General features: G+C 71.5%; 15 protein-coding genes and 1 pseudogene. 9 read left to right on the top strand and 7 right to left on the bottom strand.

Annotated elements, in window-relative coordinates:
- Window positions 1-16 precede the first annotated feature (16 nt).
- Both OVA17_RS10005 and secA read right to left on the bottom strand, forming a co-directional pair.
- On the bottom strand, window positions 17-1,243 hold the full coding sequence (locus OVA17_RS10005; protein WP_324289882.1) for a pyridoxal phosphate-dependent aminotransferase: 1,227 nt from the start codon (window positions 1,241-1,243) through the stop codon (window positions 17-19).
- A 150-nt stretch (window positions 1,244-1,393) separates the two neighbouring features.
- Window positions 1,394-4,189: a preprotein translocase subunit SecA gene (gene secA / locus OVA17_RS10000; RefSeq protein ID WP_267786402.1), complete on the bottom strand. Its 2,796-nt coding sequence runs from the start codon at window positions 4,187-4,189 to the stop codon at window positions 1,394-1,396.
- 184 nt (window positions 4,190-4,373) lie between these two features.
- Here secA and OVA17_RS09995 point away from each other — a divergent pair, with 184 nt between their 5' ends.
- A complete protein-coding gene (locus OVA17_RS09995; protein WP_267786401.1) occupies window positions 4,374-5,681 on the top strand; it encodes a hypothetical protein in 1,308 nt (435 codons plus the stop codon).
- An 81-nt stretch (window positions 5,682-5,762) separates the two neighbouring features.
- Here the strand turns inward: OVA17_RS09995 and hpf are convergent, their stop codons facing one another.
- From hpf to mtrA, 5 genes and pseudogenes are all read right to left on the bottom strand, one after another.
- On the bottom strand, window positions 5,763-6,425 hold the full coding sequence (gene hpf, locus OVA17_RS09990; protein WP_210072082.1) for a ribosome hibernation-promoting factor, HPF/YfiA family: 663 nt from the start codon (window positions 6,423-6,425) through the stop codon (window positions 5,763-5,765).
- 93 nt (window positions 6,426-6,518) lie between these two features.
- Entirely contained in the window at window positions 6,519-7,187 is a 669-nt protein-coding gene (locus tag OVA17_RS09985) for a ComF family protein (RefSeq protein WP_267786400.1), read from the bottom strand.
- 91 nt (window positions 7,188-7,278) lie between these two features.
- The gene (locus tag OVA17_RS09980; RefSeq protein ID WP_267786399.1) at window positions 7,279-8,937 is read right to left on the bottom strand and encodes a GerMN domain-containing protein; all 1,659 of its coding nucleotides are present in this window, start codon (window positions 8,935-8,937) and stop codon (window positions 7,279-7,281) included.
- Entirely contained in the window at window positions 8,934-10,619 is a 1,686-nt protein-coding gene (gene mtrB, locus OVA17_RS09975; protein ID WP_210072085.1) for an MtrAB system histidine kinase MtrB, read from the bottom strand. Before mtrB ends, OVA17_RS09980 begins: the two co-directional genes overlap by 4 nt.
- A 7-nt stretch (window positions 10,620-10,626) precedes the next feature.
- Window positions 10,627-11,308: pseudogene (gene mtrA / locus OVA17_RS09970) on the bottom strand (MtrAB system response regulator MtrA).
- A gap of 164 nt (window positions 11,309-11,472) precedes the next feature.
- On the opposite strand from mtrA, the gene OVA17_RS09965 reads away from it, so the two are divergent.
- From OVA17_RS09965 to OVA17_RS09930, 8 genes are all read left to right on the top strand, one after another.
- The gene (locus OVA17_RS09965; RefSeq protein WP_267786398.1) at window positions 11,473-12,951 is read left to right on the top strand and encodes a glycerophosphoryl diester phosphodiesterase membrane domain-containing protein; all 1,479 of its coding nucleotides are present in this window, start codon (window positions 11,473-11,475) and stop codon (window positions 12,949-12,951) included.
- Window positions 12,881-13,519: a DUF4129 domain-containing protein gene (locus tag OVA17_RS09960; protein WP_267786397.1), complete on the top strand. Its 639-nt coding sequence runs from the start codon at window positions 12,881-12,883 to the stop codon at window positions 13,517-13,519. Before OVA17_RS09965 ends, OVA17_RS09960 begins: the two co-directional genes overlap by 71 nt.
- Window positions 13,516-14,694 (top strand): DUF4350 domain-containing protein, encoded by a 1,179-nt coding sequence (locus OVA17_RS09955; RefSeq protein ID WP_267786396.1) that lies wholly within the window; start codon window positions 13,516-13,518, stop codon window positions 14,692-14,694. Before OVA17_RS09960 ends, OVA17_RS09955 begins: the two co-directional genes overlap by 4 nt.
- The gene (locus OVA17_RS09950) at window positions 14,691-15,698 is read left to right on the top strand and encodes an AAA family ATPase (protein ID WP_267786395.1); all 1,008 of its coding nucleotides are present in this window, start codon (window positions 14,691-14,693) and stop codon (window positions 15,696-15,698) included. The genes OVA17_RS09955 and OVA17_RS09950 overlap by 4 nt, the downstream gene beginning before the upstream one ends.
- A complete protein-coding gene (locus OVA17_RS09945; RefSeq protein ID WP_267786394.1) occupies window positions 15,698-16,999 on the top strand; it encodes a DUF58 domain-containing protein in 1,302 nt (433 codons plus the stop codon). Before OVA17_RS09950 ends, OVA17_RS09945 begins: the two co-directional genes overlap by 1 nt.
- Before the next feature lie 125 nt (window positions 17,000-17,124).
- On the top strand, window positions 17,125-18,147 hold the full coding sequence (locus OVA17_RS09940; RefSeq protein ID WP_267786393.1) for a 3-oxoacyl-ACP synthase III: 1,023 nt from the start codon (window positions 17,125-17,127) through the stop codon (window positions 18,145-18,147).
- Window positions 18,144-20,831 carry an alpha/beta fold hydrolase gene (locus OVA17_RS09935; RefSeq protein WP_267786392.1) on the top strand — a complete coding sequence of 896 codons (2,688 nt, stop codon included), beginning with the start codon at window positions 18,144-18,146 and terminating at the stop codon, window positions 20,829-20,831. Before OVA17_RS09940 ends, OVA17_RS09935 begins: the two co-directional genes overlap by 4 nt.
- On the top strand, window positions 20,828-21,787 hold the full coding sequence (locus tag OVA17_RS09930; protein ID WP_267786391.1) for an NAD-dependent epimerase/dehydratase family protein: 960 nt from the start codon (window positions 20,828-20,830) through the stop codon (window positions 21,785-21,787). The genes OVA17_RS09935 and OVA17_RS09930 overlap by 4 nt, the downstream gene beginning before the upstream one ends.
- The last annotated feature ends 233 nt before the right edge of the window (window positions 21,788-22,020 follow it).

Below are 22,020 nucleotides of genomic sequence, written 5' to 3'. Positions count from 1 at the left end.
GCTCCGGGCGCGTGTGTCAGGGGCGCCAGGACGCGAGGAAGTTCCCCAGACGCTCGATCGCGTCGCTGATCACGCGGGCTTCGGGGAGCGTCACGATACGCACGTGGTCGGTCGCGGGCCAGTTGAAGCCCGACCCCTGCACGAGCAGCACGTGTTCGGCGAGCAGGAAGTCGCGCACGAACTTGCCGTCGTCGGGGATCTCGTACACCTCGGGGTCGAAGCGCGGGAACGCATACAGCGCACCGCGCGGCATGACGCACGAGACGCCGGGGATCGCCTCGAGGCCCTGCCACGCGGCATCCCGTTGCTCGTGAAGACGCCCCGTCGGAGCGATGAGCGCATCGATCGACTGCACGCCCGAGAGCGCCGCCTGAACGGCGAACTGCGCCGGCACGTTCGGGCAGAGCCGAGTGGATGCCAGCAGGTTGATGCCGTGCAGGAAGCCCTGCGCGTGCTCCTTGGGGCCGGTGATCGCGAGCCAGCCGGAGCGGTATCCCGCCACCCGGTAGGTCTTGGACAGGCCGTTGAAGGTCAGGCAGAGCAGGTCGGGGGCGACCGTGGCCATGGGGATGTGCACCGCGTCGTCGAAGAGGATGCGGTCGTAGATCTCGTCGGCCAGCAGCAGCAGCGAGTGTTCGCGGGCGATGTCGGCGATGCCCTCCAGGATCTCGCGCGAGTACACCGCTCCCGTGGGGTTGTTCGGGTTGATTACGACGATCGCCTTGGTACGGGGGGTGACCTTGGAGCGGATGTCCTCGAGGTCGGGCTGCCACTCGCGCTGCTCGTCGCAGAGGTAGTGCACGGGGGTGCCGCCGCCGAGGCTCGTCATCGCCGTCCACAGCGGGTAGTCGGGGGCGGGGATGAGCACCTCGTCGCCCTCATCGAGCAGGGCTTGCATCGTCATCGTGATCAGCTCGGACACGCCGTTGCCCAGGAACACGTGGTCGGGGTCGAGGTGCGGGAAGTCGGGCTCCTGCTCGTAGCGCGAGACGACCGCACGCCGAGCCGACAGGATGCCGCGGCTGTCGCTGTAGCCGTGAGCGTTGGGGACCGAGGCGATCATGTCGCGCACGATCTGGTGCGGCGCCTCGAATCCGAAGATCGCCGGGTTGCCCGTGTTGAGTTTGAGGATCGCGTGGCCCTCGGCCTCCAGACGGTCGGCCTCGACGAGGGCCTCCCCGCGGATCTCGTACAGGACGTCCTTCAGCTTGGATGACTGGTCGAGGGGGCGCAGCGGGCTCATCGGTTCAGGATATCCCCGCCCGCATCCGGCCAATCGACACCGTGTGGCCCCCGCCGGGCGAAGGCTGCCCCAGGCGAGGCGGCGGAGAGCTGCCCTCGAAAACGACGGATGCCGCGCCCCCGACCTCGGGGCGCGGCATCCGTTCTGCGCTTACTTCTTCTTGGCTGCGCGGCGGTCGGCGCGGTTGCTCGCGGCCGGCTCGTCACCCGAGGGCACGCGCTGACCGAAAGCTCCGCGGGCGGCAGGAGCCTGCTCTGCGGCGGGCTCGGCCTGCTGCTCGGCCTGGCGGAGACGGTTGGTCGCCGCCTGCTGAACCTGACCGCGGTCGTTGCGAACCTCGACCTCTCCGGCGTCGTTCGCCGCGGAGTACTCGAGGCGCTGCGTCTCGACGGGCGTCGGGGCGAGTCCCTTGGCCTCGACCTGCGCCTCGTCGCCCTCGACCTTTCGGACCTCGACCTCGAGGTTGTAGAGGAAGCCGACCGACTCCTCCTTGATCTGCCCCATCATGGACTGGAACATCTGGTACCCCTCGCGCTGGTACTCGATGAGCGGGTCGCGCTGGGCCATGGCGCGCAGGCCGATGCCGTCCTTGAGGTAGTCCATCTCGTAGAGGTGCTCGCGCCAGCGACGGTCGAGCACCTGCAGCACGACACGGCGCTCGAGCTCGCGCAGCGCCTGCTCGCCGAGGGCCTTCTCGCGGTTCTCGTACGCGATACGGGCGTCGGAGATGATCTCGCGCTTCAGGCCCTCGGGCGTGATGCGGCCCTTGTTGCCCCCGGCCTCGGCCACGACCTCGTCGATCGTGACGCTTACGGGGTACATGGTCTTCAGCTCGGTCCACAGGGCGTCGAAGTCCCACGACTCGGTGTGACCCGAACCGGTGTGGTCGTCGATGACGGCGGTGATCGCGTCCTCGATGAAGTGCTGGACGCGGTCGGCGATGTCGTCGCCCTGCAGCATGTGCCGACGGTCGGCGTAGATCGCCTCGCGCTGACGGTTCAGCACGTCGTCGTACTTCAGGACGTTCTTGCGCATCTCGGCGTTGCGCGACTCGACCTGCGACTGCGCGCTCTTGATCGCGCGCGAGACCAGGCCGGACTCGATCGCGACGTCGTCGGGGAAGTTCGTGCGCGCGAGGATCGCCTCGGCGGCGCCCGACTGGAACAGACGCATCAGGTCGTCGGTCAGCGACAGGTAGAAGCGGCTCTCACCGGGGTCGCCCTGACGGCCCGAACGACCGCGCAGCTGGTTGTCGATGCGGCGCGACTCGTGGCGCTCGGTACCCAGCACGTACAGCCCGCCGGCCTCGACGACCTTCGCGGCCTCTTCGGCCACGGTGTCGCGCATGCTCTGGTAGACGGTGTCCCACTCCGACTCGTAGGCCTCGGGGGTCTCGACGGGGTCGAGGTTCTTCGCCTTCATCTCCTGCACGGCGAGGAACTCGGCGTTACCGCCGAGCATGATGTCGGTACCGCGGCCGGCCATGTTGGTGGCGACGGTGACGGCACCCAGACGACCCGCGCGCGCGACGATCTCCGCCTCACGAGCGTGGTTCTTGGCGTTGAGCACCTCGTGGCGCACGCCCTTCTTGGCCAGCAGGCGCGAGAGGTACTCGCTCTTCTCGACGCTCGTGGTGCCGACGAGGACCGGCTGGCCCTTCTCGTGGCGCTCGACGATGTCTTCGACGACCTGCGCGAACTTCGCCGTCTCGTTCTTGTAGACGAGGTCGGACTGATCCTTGCGGATCATCGGCTTGTTGGTCGGGATCGGCACCACGCCGAGCTTGTAGGTCGACATGAACTCGGCCGCCTCGGTCTCGGCGGTACCGGTCATGCCTGCGAGCTTGTCGTAGAGGCGGAAGTAGTTCTGCAGCGTGACGGTGGCGAGCGTCTGGTTCTCGGCCTTGACCGGGACGCCCTCCTTGGCCTCGATCGCCTGGTGGATGCCCTCGTTGTAGCGGCGACCCACGAGGATGCGACCGGTGTGCTCGTCGACGATCATGACCTCGTCGTTCATGACGACGTAGTCGGTGTCGCGCTTGAACAGCGCGATCGCCTTGATCGAGTTGTTGAGGAACGAGATCAGCGGGGTGTTGGCCGACTCGTACAGGTTGTCGATGCCGAGGTAGTCCTCGACCTTCTCGATACCGGGCTCGAGCACGCCGATCGTGCGCTTCTTCTCGTCGACCTCGTAGTCGACGCCCGCTTCGAGGGTACGGGCGAGCTTGGCGAACTCGGCGAACCAGCGGTTGGCTTCACCGGATGCCGGGCCCGAGATGATCAGCGGGGTGCGGGCCTCGTCGATGAGGATCGAGTCGACCTCGTCGACGATCGCGTAGAAGTGACCGCGCTGCACGAGGTCTTCCTTGCGCCACGCCATGTTGTCGCGGAGGTAGTCGAAGCCGAACTCGTTGTTCGTGCCGTAGCTGATGTCTGCCTCGTACTGCTCACGCCGCACCTCGGGGGTCTGACCTGCGACGACCGTTCCCGTCGTCATGCCCAGGGCGCGGTAGACGCGACCCATGAGCTCGGACTGATAGCTCGCGAGGAAGTCGTTGACCGTGATGACGTGGACGCCCTGGCCCGCGATGGCGTTGAGGTAGGCCGGAAGAGCGGCGGTCAGGGTCTTGCCCTCACCGGTCTTCATCTCGGCGATGTTGCCCAGGTGAAGGGCCGCGCCGCCCATGATCTGCACATCGTAGGGGCGCTGTCCGAGCGTGCGCTTGGCGGCCTCTCGGACGGCCGCGAACGCCTCGGGCATGAGCTGGTCGAGCGTCTCACCGGCTTCGTAGCGGGCGCGCAGCTCGACCGTCTCGTTGCGCAGCTCGTCGTCGGTGAGCTGCTCGTAGTCCTCTTCGAGCGCTCCGGTCGCTTTCACGACGCCCTGCAGTCGGCGCAGGATGCGGCCCTCGCCGGCGCGCAGCAGTTTCTCGAGCGGATTGGCCACGAAGCATCTCCATCTGTCGGGTGCGGCGCCCGCATGGACGCCGGCCTGCGAACAGGCATACATCGCCCATGCTATCCGTGTTACCCGTTCGTGACCTGCGAGTGAGCCACAATCCGATCGCGGGGCAGCGCGCCCGCAGCGAACACACGGCGACGGCGGCGAGGGCGACGCCTAGGATCGAGCCATGGCCGGTTTCTGGGGCAAGAGGAAGCGCGAAGAACAGGACGCGGCGGATGCCGATCTGGCACGCCGAGCGGAGCTTGCGATCGTCGCGGCCGACGAGCGTGTCCGCCTGACCTCGGACGAGCTCGACTTCGCCCGCGCCGAGCTCGGCGACAAGGCGACGGAAGACCTCGCGGCGGCCCTCGATTCCGTACGAACCCACCTCGCCGAGGCGTTCCAGCTGCATCAGCTCAACCACGACGAGATCCCCGACACGAAAGAAGAGCTGCGCACGCGCAATGCGCGCATCGTCCAGCTCTCGCAATGGGCCGAGGACCTGCTCGAGGAGCGCACCCAGGTTCTGCAGCCCAAGATCGACGCCGTGCGCCGCGCCCCCGAGACGCTGGCTCGCGTGCGAGCCGACCGTGAGCGGCTGGCGCAGCGCATCCCCAACGCCCGGGAGGTCGTCGACAGGCTCTCCCGCCGGTACAGCGACTCCGCCCTGGCGCAGATCGGCGGCAACCCCGAAGAGATCGAGCAGCTCCTCGACTTCGCCGTGCACACCGCCGCCGTATCGGAACGTCGACGCGAGGCGGGCCAGCGCGAGCAGGCCTCCGTCGCCCTCGAGGCCGCCACCGAGGCCGCTCGTCGAGCCGAATCGCTCCTGGATGCCGTGGACACCTTCGAGATCGAGGCCCTCCGCGCCGAGTCCACCCTCGCCGCCGTGGTCGACGACTCGCGCAACGACCTCATCGAGGCGCGTCTGGGAGCGCAGACCCCCGCCGTCACCCAGGCGATGGCCGCGCTTCAGCAGGCGCTCACGGCCCTCCCCGCCTCGGGAACCCGCAGCGACCCCTTCCAGGCCCTGTCGTCGCTGCGGCAGGCCAACGCGGATCTCGACCTCGCCCGCGAGCGGGCGGCCCGCCCCGTCCCCTCCCAGGATCAGGTGGAGCACGCCATCGACGATGCCGACCGCCAGATCGCCGTCGCGCGCGGCCTCATCACCGGTCATCGGGGCTGGATCGGAGCCGATGCTCGCACGCGCTTCGTCGAGGCCGAGCGGCTGCGCGCGGGTCTGCCGCTGGGGCCCGTGCCCGAGGACCAGCGTGAGACGGCGCTCGCCACCGCACGACGCGCCGGGGCACTGGCATCCGAGGCCCTGCAGATCGCCCAGCGCGACATCGAGCAATCCCGCCCGAACGACTGGGGCAATGACGGCCGGGGAGGCGGTTACGGTCGGGGAGGCGGCATGGGCGGCGGCAACATGGTCGGCGGCATGCTCGGCGGTCTCGTCATCGGCTCTCTGCTCGGCGACATCTTCGACGGCTGAGCGCGGGCGTCTGCGCCCGCGGCATCGCCCGCACGACGAAGCCCCCGGTCCGAGGACCGGGGGCTTCGTGGCGTTCTCAGGTCAGGATGCGACCTCGACGGCGGGTGCCGCCTGGGTCGCGAGGGCGATCACACCGTAGTCCCAGCCCTTGCGTCGGTAGACGACGCTCGGGTGGTCGGTGCGGGCGTCGATGAAGAGGAAGAAGTCGTGGCCGACGAGCTCCATGCGGTCGACGGCGTCTTCGACCGTCATCCACTCGGGACCGAACTCCTTCTGGCGGATGACGACGGGCGAGTAGTCCTCTTCTTCGGCCCCGGCCTCTTGCACGGGGATCGAACCGGTCGCGACGGCGCGCAGCACCTCGACGGAGGCGGGCTCGACGTCGATACCCGAGAGCTCGCCGGTGCCCTTCTCGAACTTCGCACCGCGGGGGTGGTTGCGGGCGTCGATGCGCTTGTCCTTGGCGCGACGCACCTGTTCGGAGATCTTGTCGACCGCGAGATCGAGGGCCGCGAACTTGTCGGTGTCGGTCGCCTCCGCACGAACGACCGGGCCCTTGCCGTCGAGGGTGAGCTCGACCGTGTCGTCCTCCAGACGACCGTTGCGATAGGAGCGATGAGTCACCTTGACCTCGAGCGCCTGAGCGCGAGGCGCGAGGTGCTCGATGCGGCTGACCTTCTCTTCGACGACCGAGCGAAAACGGTCGGTGATACCGACTCCCACTCCGACGATGTTGGTGTCCATCAGTGACCTCCTTGTTCCGGGTTCCGCCCGGTCTAAGGGCGGAACATCCGTCGCCTTCAGTCATCCCCACGCTAGTAGTCCGACACCGCCGTGTCACGTCTCAATCACCCGGGATTCACCTTCGAAGCTCCTTCGACGCGGCGTGTCCGCCAGCGCTACGACGACGACCTCGTCGGCTCCCGCGGCACGGAGGGCGCGCGCCGCCTCGGCCAAGGTCGCCCCCGTGGTGACGACGTCGTCGAGGACCACGACCGTGCCGCCCGCGATCGGTCGGCTCACGAACGCTCCCCCGACGTTCTCTCGTCGCGCGCGGCGTCCGAGACCCCTCTGGTCGTCGGTGGCACGGGCCACCCGCAGCAGCCGCTCGTGCCTCCACCCCGCGCGGCGCATCAGCACGTCGAGCGGTCGGAACCCGCGACGGCGGAATGCCGCGCGCGTGCCCGGGACGGTGGTGAGAACGGCACCGGCGGGCACCGACAGGCGCAGCAGCTCATCGAGCGCCGGGGCGAGCTCGCGGGCGAGAGAGGTGCGACCCTCCTCCTTGATCGCGCGGATGACGCGGGCCGCCACGCCCTCGAAGACGAGGACGCTCGTCACGGACAGGCCCGGCTGAATGGGGCGCCGGATCCGCCTGGCGTTCAGGGCGTCACGGCATCCGCGACACAGGTCCGAATCGACGACGCCGCAGCCCGCGCAGGAGACGGGCAACCAGAACGTCAGGGCATCGCGGAAGGAGCGGGTGAGCGCAGCGTGAAGCGACATGCGCCCAGGGTGCCCGGGGCCCGCCGCCGCGCGCACGCGCCGAAGCCCCACTCGGGGAGAACGCCCCGCATACCCGGGGTGGGGAGGAGCCTCAGGAGGTGGTGCCCTGCTGGGCGGCGAGCACGCGGATATCGGTGGCCACCAGCGTCCACGAGCTTCCGCGCCGGCTGTAGAGGCGACCGGCGTTGTCGAGCACACGCACACTCGTGCTCCCCGCGGCGAGGGTGGTGGCGCCGTCGGGAGCCGCGGCCTCGGTTCCTCGCCCGCCGACGTTGAGCTCGCGCAGGCGGCCGGCGCCGTCGACGTCGGCGAGGACTCCCACCGTGGTGTCGTCGAGCCAGGCCAGCTCGAAAGCGCCCTGCTGAGAGAACGACAGCACGTGCGGGACGCCGAGGTCGACCGCGCCGCCCTCGCGCTCGATGCCGGCGACCCATACCTCGCGCGTACCCGAGACCGTGACGATCGCCGCCACCCGCGTCCCGTCGCGCGAGATCTGCATCGCGCTGATCTCGGAGGCGTCGGGCCAGGCGTTGCCGACGTTGCGCGGAACGCCCTCGGCGGAGATGGCACGCAGTTGCGTCGGCGCGGAGCTGGGCACGCTCCAGATCGCGCCCTCGGCGTCGATCGTGGGGGCAATCAACCCGGGGCGGTCGTCCAGCAGGAACGTGCGTCCGTCGGCCAGTGCACTCGCCACGCTCCCCTGCTGAGTACGGACAGCCGCGAGGCTCCGGTCGGCCTCGAGCTCGACCGAGGCCGGCGCGAGCGACTCGATCGCATCGGACAGCCCGCCGAGGGTTTCGACCGTGTCTCCGGCGAGCGCACCGAACACGCCGGCGGTGGTGAGCACCGCGGGAGAAGGATCGACCCGGGTGACGCGCACCGACACCTCGGAGGCGGGTACCGGGGTACCCTCCACCGTCATCTGGACCTCGCTGATACCGGCCGTGACCAGACTCTTGGACAATTGCGTCTGCATCCGGTCGAGCGTCGTGCGATCCAGACTCAGCGCGGTGCGCGGCAACTGCACCTGGGCGACGCCGCTCGAGGACAGCGTCACCGAACGGCCCACGAGGGAGAGCTCGTCGGGGAACGCCGTCTTGACCGCACCGGCGAGCCACGCGCTGGGCTGGCCGTCGACGAGGGCCGTCGCCACGCGGCTGGCCACGAGCGCCCGGGGGAACCAGCGGACGTCGGGCACGATGAAGCTCCACGTGGGGTCGAAGTACGCGATGGATGCCGACTGGTAGACGGTCGGGAACACCTCCTCGTACAGCACGACCCCGTCGGGAGCCGAGGTGATGCGCCACTGGTCGTCGATGCGCGCGAGGGTGAACGACAGCGACTCCGCGGTGCCCGAGGCCGTCGGGGCGTAGGCGCCGTCGGCATCCACCCCCGCCACCGTGGTGAGCGAGACGGTGACGCCGGTGCCGACGGCGTTCGCGACGGCGCGGCGATCGGCGAGGCGGTCGATGGTGACGCGGGCGCGGGGGTCCCACTGCGTCCCGGACGCCAGGAAGAGCTTCGCCGTAGCCCAGTCGTCGGCGGGGCCGGAACCGGCGCGCAGGAACCCCTCCACGATCTCAGCGGGAGAGGCGTCGTCCTGCGGTCCGTCGGGGACGAAGGCGAAGGCCTGGGTGTCGTCGACCTGCGGGCCGCGCCCGGGATTGACGTAGCCGGAGGTCGGCAGACCCGTGCACGCGGTCAGCGCGAGCACCAGGGCGAGGCTGACGAGGGCGAGGGCGCGTCTCATGTCGTCTTCCTCACTCCGGGCCGGGTCGAGATGGGCTGCGTCAGGCCCAGGGCTTCGAGGGCTCCGCCCTGTTCGTCGTCGGGCACGAGGGGCAGGGGCGAACTGCTGACCGGCTGACCGGCTCGCGGCAGCGTGAGCACGAAGTTCGAGCCGCGTCCGGGCTCGGACCACACCGACAGGGTACCGCCGTGCAGCTTGGCGTCGCCGAGGGCGATCGACAGACCGAGGCCGGTACCGCCGATGGTGCGCACTCGCGAGGGGTCGGCGCGCCAGAAGCGGTCGAAGACGCGCTCCACGTCGTCGGGCAGCATGCCCAGGCCGAAGTCGCGGACGCCGAGGGCAACGGCATCCCGATCACTGTCGACCGACACCACGATCGGGCGCCCCTCGCCGTGCTCGATCGCATTGCCGAGAAGGTTGCGGACGATCCGGCGGACGCGTCGGGCGTCCATGTCGACCGGCGTGTAGCCGCCCGGGGCGACGAGGCGCACGTCGGAGCCGTGCCCCTCTGCGAGCTGCTGCATCGAGAGGATGACGTCTTCGGCCAGATGGGCCAGACTCGTCGCCTCGAGCTCGAGCTGGACGGAGCCGGCGTCGTAGCGGCTGATCTCGAGCAGGTCGGTGAGGAGCACCTCGAATCGCTGCACCTGCGCGTGCAGCAGCTCCGCGGCGCGACCGGTCGCGGGATCGAACTCCTCGCGCTGGTCGTTGATCATGTCGGCGGCGAGCTTGATCGTCGTGAGGGGTGTGCGCAGCTCGTGCGACACGTCGGAGACGAAGCGCTGCTGCACGAGCGAGAGGTCGGCGAGTTCTTTGATCTGCGACTCGATGCTGTCGGCCATCGCGTTGAACGAGCGGTTCAGGGTGGCGAGCTCGTCCTCGCCGCGCACCGGGAGCCGTACGCCGAGATCGCCCGCCGCGAGCTTGGCGCTGGTCTCGGCGGCATCCGCGATCGGTGTGGTCACGGATCTCAGGACGAACCACGCGATCGCACCGATCAGCAGCACGAGCACGAGGCCCACCACCCACAGCAGCACCTGCACGAAGGCGAGAGTCTGCGAGGCGCTCGTGAGGTCGTACCCCATGTAGAGCTCGTACGAGTCGACCCCGTCCTCCGCGGGGAAGCGCAGTTGATGACCGACCAGGATGCCGGGCACCTCGCGGCCGTCGTCGGCGGGGAGCGCCACGGACTGCCACCACTGCAGATCGGGGCTCGACTGCACCTGGGTGCGCAGGGCGTCGGTGACCATGCCGGACTCGAAAGCCGGGGAGATGAACGGCTGCGGAGCCAGCGGGGAGGGCGGTCCGATGCGGTAGAGGGCGATGAGATCGCTCGAGGACTGCTGCGACAGACGCGTCGCGATGCCGTTCATGAGGGTCTGCGCCGCGGCCGGATCGGTCGAGTCGACGGCGGCGTCGAGGGTCGCCTGGGCTGCGGCGGTGGCGCGCTGGGCCTCGAGCAGCACCTGATCCTTGCGGGCCGTGAACAACTCGTTCTGGATCACGAGCGCCATGGCGACGCAGGTGACGAGGATGGTCACGGCGGTGAGCGTCACCGTCAGCACGATCGTGCGGAAGCGGAGCGAGCGACGCCACAGCGTCGCCAGACGATCGCGCACCACGCGCCAATCGCGCCATCCCCGTACCCGCTGCCGCGGGAGGGTGCGCACCGCGCCCGTCATGAGGGGCTCAGGCCACCGCGCCGGCGCGGTAGCCCACGCCGCGCACGGTGGTCACGATGCGCGGGTTGTCGGGATCGGCTTCGATCTTCGCGCGCAGACGCTGGACGTGCACGTTCACCAGGCGGGTGTCGGCCTTGTAGTGGTAGCCCCATACCTGCTCGAGGAGCATCTCTCGGGAGAAGACCTGCTGGGGCTTCTCGGCGAGGGCGACGAGGAGCTCGAATTCGAGAGGGGTCAGGGCGATGGGGGCATCGCCGCGGCGGACCTCGTGCGCGGCGACGTCGACGACGAGGTCGCCGATGCGCAGCGTCTCATCGACCGGAGCCTGCACGGGGCGCAGGCGCGTGCGGATGCGGGCGACGAGCTCCTTCGGGTTGAAGGGCTTCATGATGTAGTCGTCGGCGCCCGACTCGAGCCCCTTGACCACATCGGCCGTATCGGTGCGCGCCGTGAGCATGATGATCGGCACGCCGGACTCCGCGCGAACGCGCGTGCAGATCTCGATGCCGGTCGACGCCCGGGAGCATGAGGTCGAGCAGGATGAGGTCGGGGCGCTCGGTGCGCCAGGCGTCCACCGCTTGCGCACCGTCGGCGCAGAACACCGTGTCGAATCCTTCGGTGCGCAGCACGATGCCGATCATCTCGGCCAGCGCGGTGTCGTCATCGACAACCAGGATCCGTGAAGTCATTCGGGTGTACGTCTTCCGTCTCGAAACCCGCTCGGGGACGGGCACTACGCCCCGGGTAGGGGCACGTCCCATCGAGAGTAGTCGACCTGCCTGCACGACAGGCGTGCGTGTCGGGGGTGTGTGACACGATGAGGTCACCGCCATGTGACCAGGAGGGGCCCCACATGACCGCGTACCCGGCTTGGACTCCGGCATCACGCCCGGGGATCGTTCCGCTGCACCCCTTCGGGTTCGGCACGATCCTGGGCCGATCGTTCGTCGCTCTCCGGCACAATCCGAAGGTGCTGCTGGGCTTCGCCCTCGCGGTGCAGGCCGTGGCGTACATCATCGTGACGGCGGCGATCGCCGGGGTGGCCATCGCCAGCTTCTCCCGGCTCGACACCGTTGCTTACGGCAGCGACGACTACGACGCGATCCTCGCGGGCTCGGTCGCCCTCACCGCCGTCGCGGCTCTCGTGCTCGGCATCCTCTCCGGGGTGCTGGGGGTCGTCGTGCAGGGCATCGTCGTCGCCGAGGTCGCGCACGCGGTGGTCGCCGAGAAGCCGTCCCTCCGGGCCGTCTGGGCGCGGGTGCGCCCGGTGTTCTGGCGCCTGGTCGGCTACAGCGCACTCACGGTCGGCGCGGTGGTGATCCTCGTCGGGGTGCTCGCGGGGATCGTGGCGTTGCTGGTCATCGCCGCGACCTGGGTCGGCGCCCTCGTCGGCGTGCTGTTCTTCCTGGCGCTCATCCCGCTCTATCTCTGGTTGACGCCCAAGCTGTTCCTCGTCCCCTCCGTCATCATCCTCGAGCGGGCACCCGTCTTCCGCTCGATCGCACGGTCGTGGCAGTTGACCCGTGGACGCTTCTGGTCGACGCTCGGCGTCGTCGTGGTCATCTCCTTCGCCTTCGGCGTCGTCGCTCAGATCATCTCGCTTCCCCTCAGCCTCTTCGCCGGCTTCGTGCCGTCGATCGTCGCCCCCACCGGCGAGAGCGGCGCCGGCGCCGTCGTCGGCGTCATCGTCCTGCAGGTCGTCGGGCAGTTCGGCATCCTGCTCGTGCAGTGCATCGCTCTCGTGGTGCAGTCCACCTCCGCCGTGCTCGTCTACATCGACGCCCGCATGCGCGTCGAGGGCCTCGACCACGACCTGCAGTCGTACGTCGAGGCGCGCGATTCCGGCACCACCGAGCTGAGCGACCCGTATCTCGTGGGCGTCGGCCGCATCGTCGAGCGCCCTGCCCCGGTGCCCTACGGGGCTCCCCCGGCGTTCGCGGGCTACGGGCCGCCGTCGGGGAACGCCGGGTACGGCGCACCGGCAGGGTACGGCGCCCCCGCGGCGGGAGGGTACGGTGCGGTGCCGCAGGGCTCCGCGACCCCCCAGCAGCAGCCCGCCCCGGGCTACGGCCCCCCGCCCCCGCGGCCGCATCGGCGACCCCGCCGTATGCCGCGCCCGCCCCGCACACGTTCCCCGCCCCCACGGCCCCCGCGGTGTCGCAGGAGTCCCCCGCGGCACCGCCCGCGCCTCCCGCTCCGGATCGGGCGCAGACGACGTGGGCCGCCCCCGGCTCGAACGGCGACGCGTGATCCTCACGGCCATGGCAGCCGTCGCGCCGCTGCTTCCCGACCCCGACCAGGCCCGGGAGTGGGCCGAGCAGGAGCTCAGTGACCCCACCTACCAGGCCGCGGAGCCGAACCTGGTCGACCGTATCTCCCAGGCCGTCGGCAAGTTCCTCGAAGATCTGCTGCGCGTCCCCGAGAACGGCGGGTGGGGCCCGTCGGCTCTCGTCGTACTGGGCATCATCGTGGTCGCGCTGATCGTCGTCGCCCTGTTGATCTGGGGCCGACCGCGCCTGTCGACACGCGCCTCGGAACCGGCTCGCGCGCTGTTCGATCACGACGACGGCCGATCCGCCGACGAACTCCGCACCGATGCGGCGGCCGCGGCCGACCGCGGGGACTGGGACGACGCGATCGTGCTGCGCTTCCGCGCCTTCGCACGCGGCCTCACCCAACGCGGGCTCGTCGACCCGCCTCCCGGCGCCACGGCCCGCGCGTTCGCACGCGAGACGGCGACAGCGCTGCCCGCGCTCAGCCCGCTGCTCGATCCGGCCACGACGACGTTCGACGACATCCGGTATCTGCGCCGCCCCGGCACCGAGGAGCGCTACCGGCTGGTCGCCGATCTCGACGCCGCCGCCGTTCGCGCGCGCGCCGTACCGGTGGCTCCCCGATGAGCGCCGAGACGGCCTCGGCGGCCCCGGTGCGCTCCCGCCGGAGGTCCGCCCTCGGGTGGGTCGCTCTCGCCGGGGGCCTGCTGCTCGCCGCGCTGGTGGGCGGCACCCTCGTCTACGGCGGGTACACGCAGCGAGCGATCCTCGATCCCGAGTCGGCCGGTTCGGACGGCACCCGCGCGGTCGTGCGGGTCCTCGAGCAGCACGGTGTCTCGGTCACGATCGCTCGAGACCGGGCCGCCGCCGAACGCGCACTCGTGCGAGGCGACGCCACCCTCGTCCTGCGCGACGCGCCGATGCTGTCGGACGACGCCCTGCGCGATCTCACCGGCCGCGCGCGCCATGTCGTCCTCGTCGAGCCGCGATCCCGAGCGCTCGACGTGCTCCTCGACGGTTCCTCGCTCGGCGGATTCTCCCCCGACCTGTCCGCGAGCCCCGAATGCGGTGTCCCCGCAGCCGCCAACGCCGGAGCGGCTCACGTGGGAGAACTCCTGCGCCCCGCGGACGGGATCGAGGGGTGCTACCCCGTCGACGGCGAGTTCGGACTCCTGCAGTCCAAAGGTGTCGATGGACGAACGGTCACCGCCCTCGACGGGCTCTCGGTTCTCACCAATTCGTCCCTCCCCGTCGACGGCAACGCCGCTCTCGCCCTCGGCGTGCTCGGCCAGACCGACACCCTCGTCTGGTACGTTCCCTCGCTCTCCGACGCCGATCAGGGAACGGCCGCCCCCACCCTCGGCGATCTCACCCCCGCGTGGGTGACGCCGGCCATGCTGCTTCTTCTGACCGCGGCTCTCACCGCCGCGATCTGGCGCGGTCGCCGGTTCGGGCCGCTCGTCGCCGAGCGCCTGCCGGTCACGGTCCGCGCCGCCGAGACCACCGAGGGCCGTGCGCGCCTGTACGCCTCGTCGAAAGACGCCGCACACGCCCTCGACGAGCTCCGTCGCGCCGCCCGCTCGCGTGTGGGGCGTCTGCTGGGGCTCACCGCCCGCACCTCACCGCACGACATCGCCGACGCCGTCGCACAGCGACTGGACGCGGACCGTGCGCGCGTGCGCGGCATCCTCGTCGACGACATCCCCCGCACCGACCGCGAACTCGTCGCGGCGGCCGACCGCCTCCGCGATCTCGAAGAGAGCGTGCGCGCCGCCGTCCGAACCGAAGGGACCACACGATGACCGACAGCCCCGAGACCCCCGCAGCCGCGGCCTCCGTCGCGCCGAGCGACGACCACGCGCAGCTGCGCGACGCGATGCACCGCGTGCGCCTCGAGGTCGGCAAAGCCGTCGTCGGCCAGGACGGCACGATCACCGGCCTGCTCATCGCGCTGCTCTCCCGCGGCCATGTGCTGCTCGAGGGCGTCCCCGGCGTCGCCAAGACGCTGCTGGTGAGGTCGTTCAGTCGCGCGCTCGGACTCGACACCCGGCGCGTGCAGTTCACCCCCGATCTCATGCCCGGAGACGTCACCGGCTCCCTCGTCTACGACACCCGCGCCGGCAACTTCGAGTTCCGCGCCGGTCCCGTGTTCACCCACGTGCTCCTGGCCGACGAGATCAACCGCACGCCCCCGAAGACCCAGGCGGCGCTGCTCGAGGCCATGGAGGAGCGCCAGGTGTCGTCCGACGGCGAGAGCCGCGCGCTGCCCGATCCCTTCCTCGTCGCCGCGACGCAGAACCCCATCGAGCACGAGGGCACGTACACGCTGCCCGAGGCGCAGCTCGACCGCTTCCTCCTGAAGCTCGTCGTCGACCTGCCCGGTCGCGACGCCGAGGTCGACGTGCTGCGTCGTCACGCCTCGGGCTTCGATCCCCGTCGCCTCGACGACGCCGGTGTCGCGGCGGTCGTCACGGCACCGCAGATCCTCGCGGCGCAGCGCGCAGCGGCATCGGTCTCGGTCGACGACGACCTGCTCGGCTACGTCGTCGACCTCGCGCGCGCGACCCGGCAGAGTCCCTCGGTGCTGGTCGGGGTCAGCCCGCGCGCCTCCACGGGTCTGCTGGCCGCGGCCAAAGCGTGGGCCTGGCTGAGCGGCTACCCCGCCATCACCCCCGACCACGTGCAGACCATGCTGGTCTCGGTGTGGCGCCACCGCATTCGCCTCCGTCCCGAAGCCGAGATCGAGGGCGTCTCGGTGGATTCCATCCTCACCTCCGTCCTGCAGCAGACCCGCGTTCCCATCTGATGTTCGTCACCGGCCGTCTCGCCCTGCTCGTCGCGCTCGGCGTCGTCCCCCTCGTGCTCCTGAGCACGGCGGGGCTCTCGGCGTGGGCGGTCGCCGGCGGGTGGGTGCTGCTGTGCCTCATGCTGGCGATCGTCGACACGGTGCTCGCCGCCGACCCTCGACGGGTGGAGATCACCCGCACGCACCCCGAGCGGGCGCTGCGCGACGAACCCGTGTCCGGCGAGCTGCGCGTGCGCAACCTCGGCACCCGTCTGCTCCGTGCCCGCGTCCGCGACGCGTGGCAGCCCACGGCCGGAGCGCCCGCGGAACGTCTGCGCCTCGTGGTCCCGCCCGGCGAGCGGCGCGCCGCGCCTCTCCCCCTGCGCCCCCGCCGCCGCGGCGAACTGCGCAGCGCCTTCGTCGTCGTTCGCGCGGCGGGCCCGCTGGGACTGGCCGGGCGCCAGGGCGTCGTGGACGCTCCCGGTCGGATCCGCGTGCTCCCCCCGTTCACCTCGCGACGGCACCTCCCCTCGCGCCTGGCCCGGCTCCGCGAGCTCGACGGCAACACGAGCCTGCAGGTGCGCGGCCAGGGCACCGAGTTCGACAGCCTCCGCGAATACGTGCGCGGAGACGACGTGCGCTCGATCGACTGGCGCGCCACCGCCCGCGCGGGGACGACGATGCTGCGCACCTGGCGCCCGGAGCGCGACCGCCACGTCGTCGTCGTGATCGACACCGGGCGCACGGCCGCCGCTCGCGTGGGCGACGGCGTACGCCTCGACGCGGCGATGGAGGCGGCGTTGCTGCTGTCGGTGCTGGCGACGCGCGCGGGCGACCACGTGCACCTGCTGATGTTCGACCGTCTGCCCCGAGCTCGCGTCACCCGCGTCGACGGCACCTCGCTCCTGCCCGCCCTGGTGGATGCCATGGCGCCCGTCGATCCGCAGTTGATCGACACCGACTGGGATGCCGCTTTCGCGCACGTGCGCGGCTTCGCGGTCCGTCCGGCCCTCGTCGTGCTGCTCACGGCGGCCGACGACCCCGAGGCCGCCCGCGCGTTCCTCGCCTCGCTTCCCGCGGTCGCCTCCCGCTCGCGCCTTCTGGTGGCCACCGCCACCGACGGACCCGGCGACACCCCCGTCCACCGGGACGCGTCCGACGTCTACGCCGCCGCCGCCGTCGAGCGCGCCCGGCACGATGCCGAGCGGGTTGCCGCGGCGATCGTCCGCGCGGGAGGCGATGCGGTGTCGGCGTCGGCCGACGATCTGCCCCCGCTCGTGGCCGACCGCTACCTCGCCCTCAAAGCGGCCGGTCGGCTCTAGCACACCCACCCCTCATGCAGCCTGCGACATATCTCGCGGCTTATCCTGGGGGGTACCCTTCCAGCCGTCGATGCGTCCCCTCCGCGCCCGGCTGCGCCGTCTACGCACAGGATGCGGGAGATCTCTTGCCAGGTAACGCCACCACGCACTTCGACGATGTGGCCCTCGTTTCGGTGGCGAGCGTCTTGCCCAGCCGCGTCACGACGTCCGACGACATCGAGGAGCGCCTCGCCCCGGCCCTGCAGCGCCTGAAGCTCAAGCCGGGCCTGCTCCGCCGCGTCGCGGGCGTCAACGAGCGCCGCAACTGGGCCGAGGGCGAGTCCTCCGACGAAGCCACGATCGCCGCGGGCAAGCAGGCGCTCGCCGAGGCAGGCGTCGACCCGAGCGAGATCGGGCTCATCATCAACACGTCGGTGACGCGAAAGCATCTCGAACCCTCGGTCGCCGTGCGGCTGCACCACGGTCTGGGACTGCCGAGCTCCGCGATCAACTTCGACGTCGCCAACGCCTGCCTCGGCTTCATCAACGGCATGAGCCTGGCCGCCGGCATGATCCAGTCGGGCCAGGTCAAGTACGCCCTGATCGTCAACGGCGAGGATGCCGACGAGATCCAGGTCAACACCATCAACCGCCTCGTGCGCGAGGACCTCGACCGCGACGCCTTCATGCAGGAGTTCGCCTCCCTCACCCTGGGCTCGGGAGCCGCCGCCGCCGTCCTCGGCCGGGCGAGCGATCACCCCGAGGGTCACCGCATCGTGGGCGGCGTCACGCGCGCCGCGACGCAGTTCTACGACCTCTGCGTCGGCAGCGTCGACGGCATGTTCACCGACGCCAAGGCCCTGCTGAAGGGCGGGCTCGACCTCGTCGTCTCCGCCTGGAAAGAGGCGAAGGGCGAGTTCGCGTGGACCGGCATGGACCGCTACATCACGCACCAGGTGTCCTCCGTGCACACCTCGGCGATCGTGCGCGCCGCCAAGCTCGATCGCGAGCGCGTCCCGGTGACCTACCCCACCCTCGGCAATGTCGGCCCGGCCTCGATCCCGATCACGCTCGCCGCCGAGCAGAAGACGCTGCGCCGAGGTGATCGCGTCCTGCTGATGGGAGTGGGCTCCGGCCTGAACACCGGAATGCTGGAGCTGGCCTGGTGAGCTTCGCGCGCGTCACGGGACCGCAGGCCACTCTTCCCCCCGCGGGCCTGCCCGGGCTCGACCCGGCCCTGTCGCGCCTCGTGAGCGTTGACGGCGTCCTCGCCGACGCGGGCGCCACGCGCCTGTGGCACGTGCTCGACACCGGCGACGCCCTCGTCGAGCACGGCCTCGAGCCGATCGGGACGATTGTCGCCGTGCACGGCAATCCCACGTGGTCGTACCTCTGGCGCGCCCTCGTGAACGCCTCTCTCGCGCGGGCCGACGCCGGAGGGGCCGTCTGGCGCGTGGTGGCCGTCGACCAGCTCGAGATGGGCTTCTCCGAACGCTCCTCGCTGCGGCGCACCCTGGCCCAGCGCATCGCCGACCTCGACGCTCTCGTCGAGGGACTCGGCATCCGAGGTCCTATCGTGACCATCGGCCATGACTGGGGCGGGCCCGTCTCGCTCGGCTGGGCCGTCGAGCACCGCGACCGCCTCGCGGCCGTCATCGCCCTCAACACCGCCGTGCACCACCCCGACGGCGCCTCTCTTCCCTTCGCCCTCCGCGTCGCCACGGCTCGCGGCATGCTCGCGGCCGGCACCACGGGCACCACGGCGTTCCTCGACACCACCCTCGCGCTGGCCGAGCTCGACCCGGCCGTGAAGGCCGCGTTCCGCGCGCCGTACGCGACCGTCGCGCGCCGCCGAGGGATCGGCGGCTTCGTCGCCGACATCCCCGCGACCCCCGAGCACGAGAGCACTCCGGCCCTGCACCGCATGTCGTCGGGGCTGCGTGAGCTCGCCGTGCCCGCCCTGCTGCTGCGGGGCCCCAAGGACCCGGTCTTCGGCGAGGACCACCTCGACGACCTCACCGATCGTCTCCCGCACGCCGACGTGCACCGCTTCGAGGGCGCCGGGCACCTCATCGCCGAGGAGCGCCCCTACGCCGACGTCGTTCTCGACTGGCTCGACGAGAAGGTCGTGGATGCCGTCACGCCCGCGACCCGTTCGCGTCGCTCGGCCGCCGCGAAGCGCGCAGCCGCCGCGCCCGCGCCCGCCCCTTCCGACTCGCCCCAGGCCCCGTCGGGTCACCTGTGGGACGCCCTCGATGCCCGCCGCGACGACGACGGCACCGCCGTCATCGACATGACCTCCGCCCGCGACGGGGAGCCGCTCCGCGTGAGCTGGCGCCACCTGTCCGCCCGTGTCGACGAGCTCGCCGCGGGGCTCGACGCCTTCGGGGTGCGCGCGGGCGACCGCGTCTCGCTCCTCGTGCAGCCGGGTCCGACCCTGACGGCCGCCCTGTACGCGTGCCTGCGCATCGGCGCCGTCGTCGTCGTGGCCGACCGAGGTCTCGGCATCCGGGGTCTCTCCCGCGCCGTACGCGGGGCGGTCCCCGACGTCGTGATCGGTGAGGTCGCGGGGCTCGCGGCCGCACGCGCGCTCGCCTGGCCCGGTCGCCGCATCTCGGCCGCGTCTCTTCCGGCGGTCACCTCCCGCGCGCTCGGCGTCGAGGCGAGCTTGTCCGACCTCGCTCGGGCCGGGCGCGGTCGTGCCGTTCCCCCTCCCCCCGCCCCCGAGGCCGAAGCTGCGGTGCTGTTCACCTCCGGCTCGACGGGACCGGCCAAGGGCGTCGTCTACACGCACGCCCAGCTCACCGCGCTGCGCGACACCCTCGCGGCGCACTTCGGCGTGACCGCCGAGACGGGACTCGTCACCGGCTTCGCCCCCTTCGCGCTCCTCGGCCCGGCGCTGGGCACGCGCTCCGCGACGCCCGACATGGACGTCTCGGCTCCGCGCACCCTGACGGCGGCCGCCGTCGCCGCGGCCGTTCGCGCCTCGGACGCGCGGATCGTGTTCCTGTCTCCCGCGGCGGTGTCGAACGTCGTCGCGACCGCGTCGGCCCTCACCGCCGACGACCGCGCCGCTCTCGAGGGTGTCGAGACGTTCCTGTCGACCGGAGCCCCCGTGGGCGTCGATCTTCTCCGCCGCGCGCAGGCGCTCATGCCGAACGCAACGGCCCACACCCCCTACGGCATGACCGAGTGCCTGCTCGTCGCCGACGTCACTCTGCCCGAGATCGAACAGGCGCGAGGCGACCGCGGCGTGTGCGTCGGTCGCCCGCTCGGCAGTGGTCAAGTGCGCATCTCGGCGATCGACGCCGACGGCCGCGCCTCCGGCGCACCGTCGACGCAGCCGCGGGTCACCGGCGAGGTCGTCATCTCGGCGCCCCACCTCAAGCGCGGATACTTCCGCCTGTACCTCACCGACCGCGAAGCGCAGCGCGGACTCCCCGAGCGCTGGCACCGCACCGGAGACGTCGGACACCTCGACGCCGAGGGCAGGCTCTGGATCGAGGGGCGACTGCCCCACGTCATCACCACCGCCGACGGCCCCGTCACTCCCGTGGGAATCGAGCAGGACGTCGAGACGGTGCCCGCCGTCGAACGCGCCGCTGCCGTCGGCGTGGGCCCGGTGGGCGGCCAGGTCGTCGTCGCGGTGGTCGAGGCGGGCGCCCGTCGCCCGGGGCTGGCATCCCCCGATCTGACCGATCAGGTGCGTGCGGCCACCGGCCAGCGCCTCGCCGCCGTGCTCGTGGTCCCCACGCTTCCGACCGACATCCGCCACAACTCCAAGATCGACCGCGCGCGCGTGGCCCGCTGGGCGGAGCGCGTGCTGGCCGGAGAGAAGCCGACGGCGCCGTGAGGGTCCTCGCCACCGGGTCGTCCGGCTTCCTCGGCCGGGCCGTCGTGCGTTCTCTGCAGGAGGCGGGGCACGAGGTGCGCACCCTGCAGCGTCGCCCGTCGGGCGTCGACGGCGCCGATGACCGGCTCGGGTCGGTCACGGATCCGGATGCCGTGGCTTCCGCCCTCGAGGGGGTCGACGGGGTCGTGCATCTCGCGGCGAAGGTCTCTCTCGCCGGCGACCCGGCGCAGTTCCATGCCGTCAACGTCGAGGGCACCCGCATCCTGCTCGATGCCGCCGAGGCGGCCGGCGTGACGCGCGTCGTGCACGTCTCGTCGCCGTCGGTCGCGCACGCCGGCCACGCCCTCGCGGGTGTGGGAGCCGAGCCCGCCGATCCGGATGCCGCGCGCGGCGAATACGCCCGCACGAAGGCCGAGGCCGAAGTGCTGGCGCTCTCCCGCACCGGCGGCGACACCGCTCTGGTCGTGATCCGCCCCCACATCGTGTGGGGCCCGGGCGACACCCAGCTCATCGAGCGCGTCGTCGCCCGCGCGCGTCGGGGCACCCTGCCCCTGCTGGACGGCGGGACGGCTCTCATCGACTCCACGTTCGTCGACAACGCGGCATCCGGGATCGTGGCCGCCCTGCACCGCGTCGACGAGGTCAGCGGGCGCGCGTACGTGTTGACGAACGGCGAACCGCGGCCGGTCGGCGACCTGCTCGCCGGGATCTGCCGGGCGTCGGGCGTCACCCCGCCGCGCTTCAGCGTGCCCGCGGGGGTGGCGAAGGCCGCGGGATCGCTGATCGAGCGGGTGTGGGCCGTGCGCCCGGGCCAGGACGAGCCGCCGATGACGCGTTTCCTCGCCGAGCAGCTCTCCACCGCGCATTGGTTCGATCAGACCGCGATCCGCCGCGACCTGCGCTGGGCGCCGTCGGTGTCCATCGACGAGGGTCTGCGCCGCCTGTCTCGCGCCTGAGCCGCGCCGCCCCCGCGCGTGTCCGCCTCCGTGCGGGGAAACGCGCCGGAGCCTGCGCCAAGTGGGACACGGGTCTTCTACGTCGCTCGCCCCGAAGGTGCGTGAGTCGGAGCTCGGTCCGGCACGGGGTGGGACACGGCGCACGGGACACGGCGCGCGACGCGGGCGGGCACGAGAGAACCGCCCGGGACGCAACGAGCGACGGAAGGCCCGCCCCGCGAGGGGACGGGCCT

Source organism: Microbacterium sp. SL75 (assembly GCF_026625865.1).
GTDB lineage: Bacteria > Actinomycetota > Actinomycetes > Actinomycetales > Microbacteriaceae > Microbacterium.
Note: the sequence above shows the minus strand (reverse complement) of the source record. Positions and strands in the feature narration are given on the sequence as shown.

Coding starts and splice junctions, on each gene's coding strand:
- OVA17_RS10005 (WP_324289882.1), bottom strand. CDS start 1,243: ATGAGCCCGCTGCGCCCCCTCGACCAGTCATCCAAGCTGAAGGACGTC.
- OVA17_RS09995 (WP_267786401.1), top strand. CDS start 4,374: ATGGCCGGTTTCTGGGGCAAGAGGAAGCGCGAAGAACAGGACGCGGCG.
- hpf (WP_210072082.1), bottom strand. CDS start 6,425: ATGGACACCAACATCGTCGGAGTGGGAGTCGGTATCACCGACCGTTTT.
- OVA17_RS09985 (WP_267786400.1), bottom strand. CDS start 7,187: ATGTCGCTTCACGCTGCGCTCACCCGCTCCTTCCGCGATGCCCTGACG.
- OVA17_RS09980 (WP_267786399.1), bottom strand. CDS start 8,937: ATGAGACGCGCCCTCGCCCTCGTCAGCCTCGCCCTGGTGCTCGCGCTG.
- mtrB (WP_210072085.1), bottom strand. CDS start 10,619: ATGACGGGCGCGGTGCGCACCCTCCCGCGGCAGCGGGTACGGGGATGG.
- OVA17_RS09965 (WP_267786398.1), top strand. CDS start 11,473: ATGACCGCGTACCCGGCTTGGACTCCGGCATCACGCCCGGGGATCGTT.
- OVA17_RS09960 (WP_267786397.1), top strand. CDS start 12,881: ATGGCAGCCGTCGCGCCGCTGCTTCCCGACCCCGACCAGGCCCGGGAG.
- OVA17_RS09955 (WP_267786396.1), top strand. CDS start 13,516: ATGAGCGCCGAGACGGCCTCGGCGGCCCCGGTGCGCTCCCGCCGGAGG.
- OVA17_RS09950 (WP_267786395.1), top strand. CDS start 14,691: ATGACCGACAGCCCCGAGACCCCCGCAGCCGCGGCCTCCGTCGCGCCG.
- OVA17_RS09945 (WP_267786394.1), top strand. CDS start 15,698: ATGTTCGTCACCGGCCGTCTCGCCCTGCTCGTCGCGCTCGGCGTCGTC.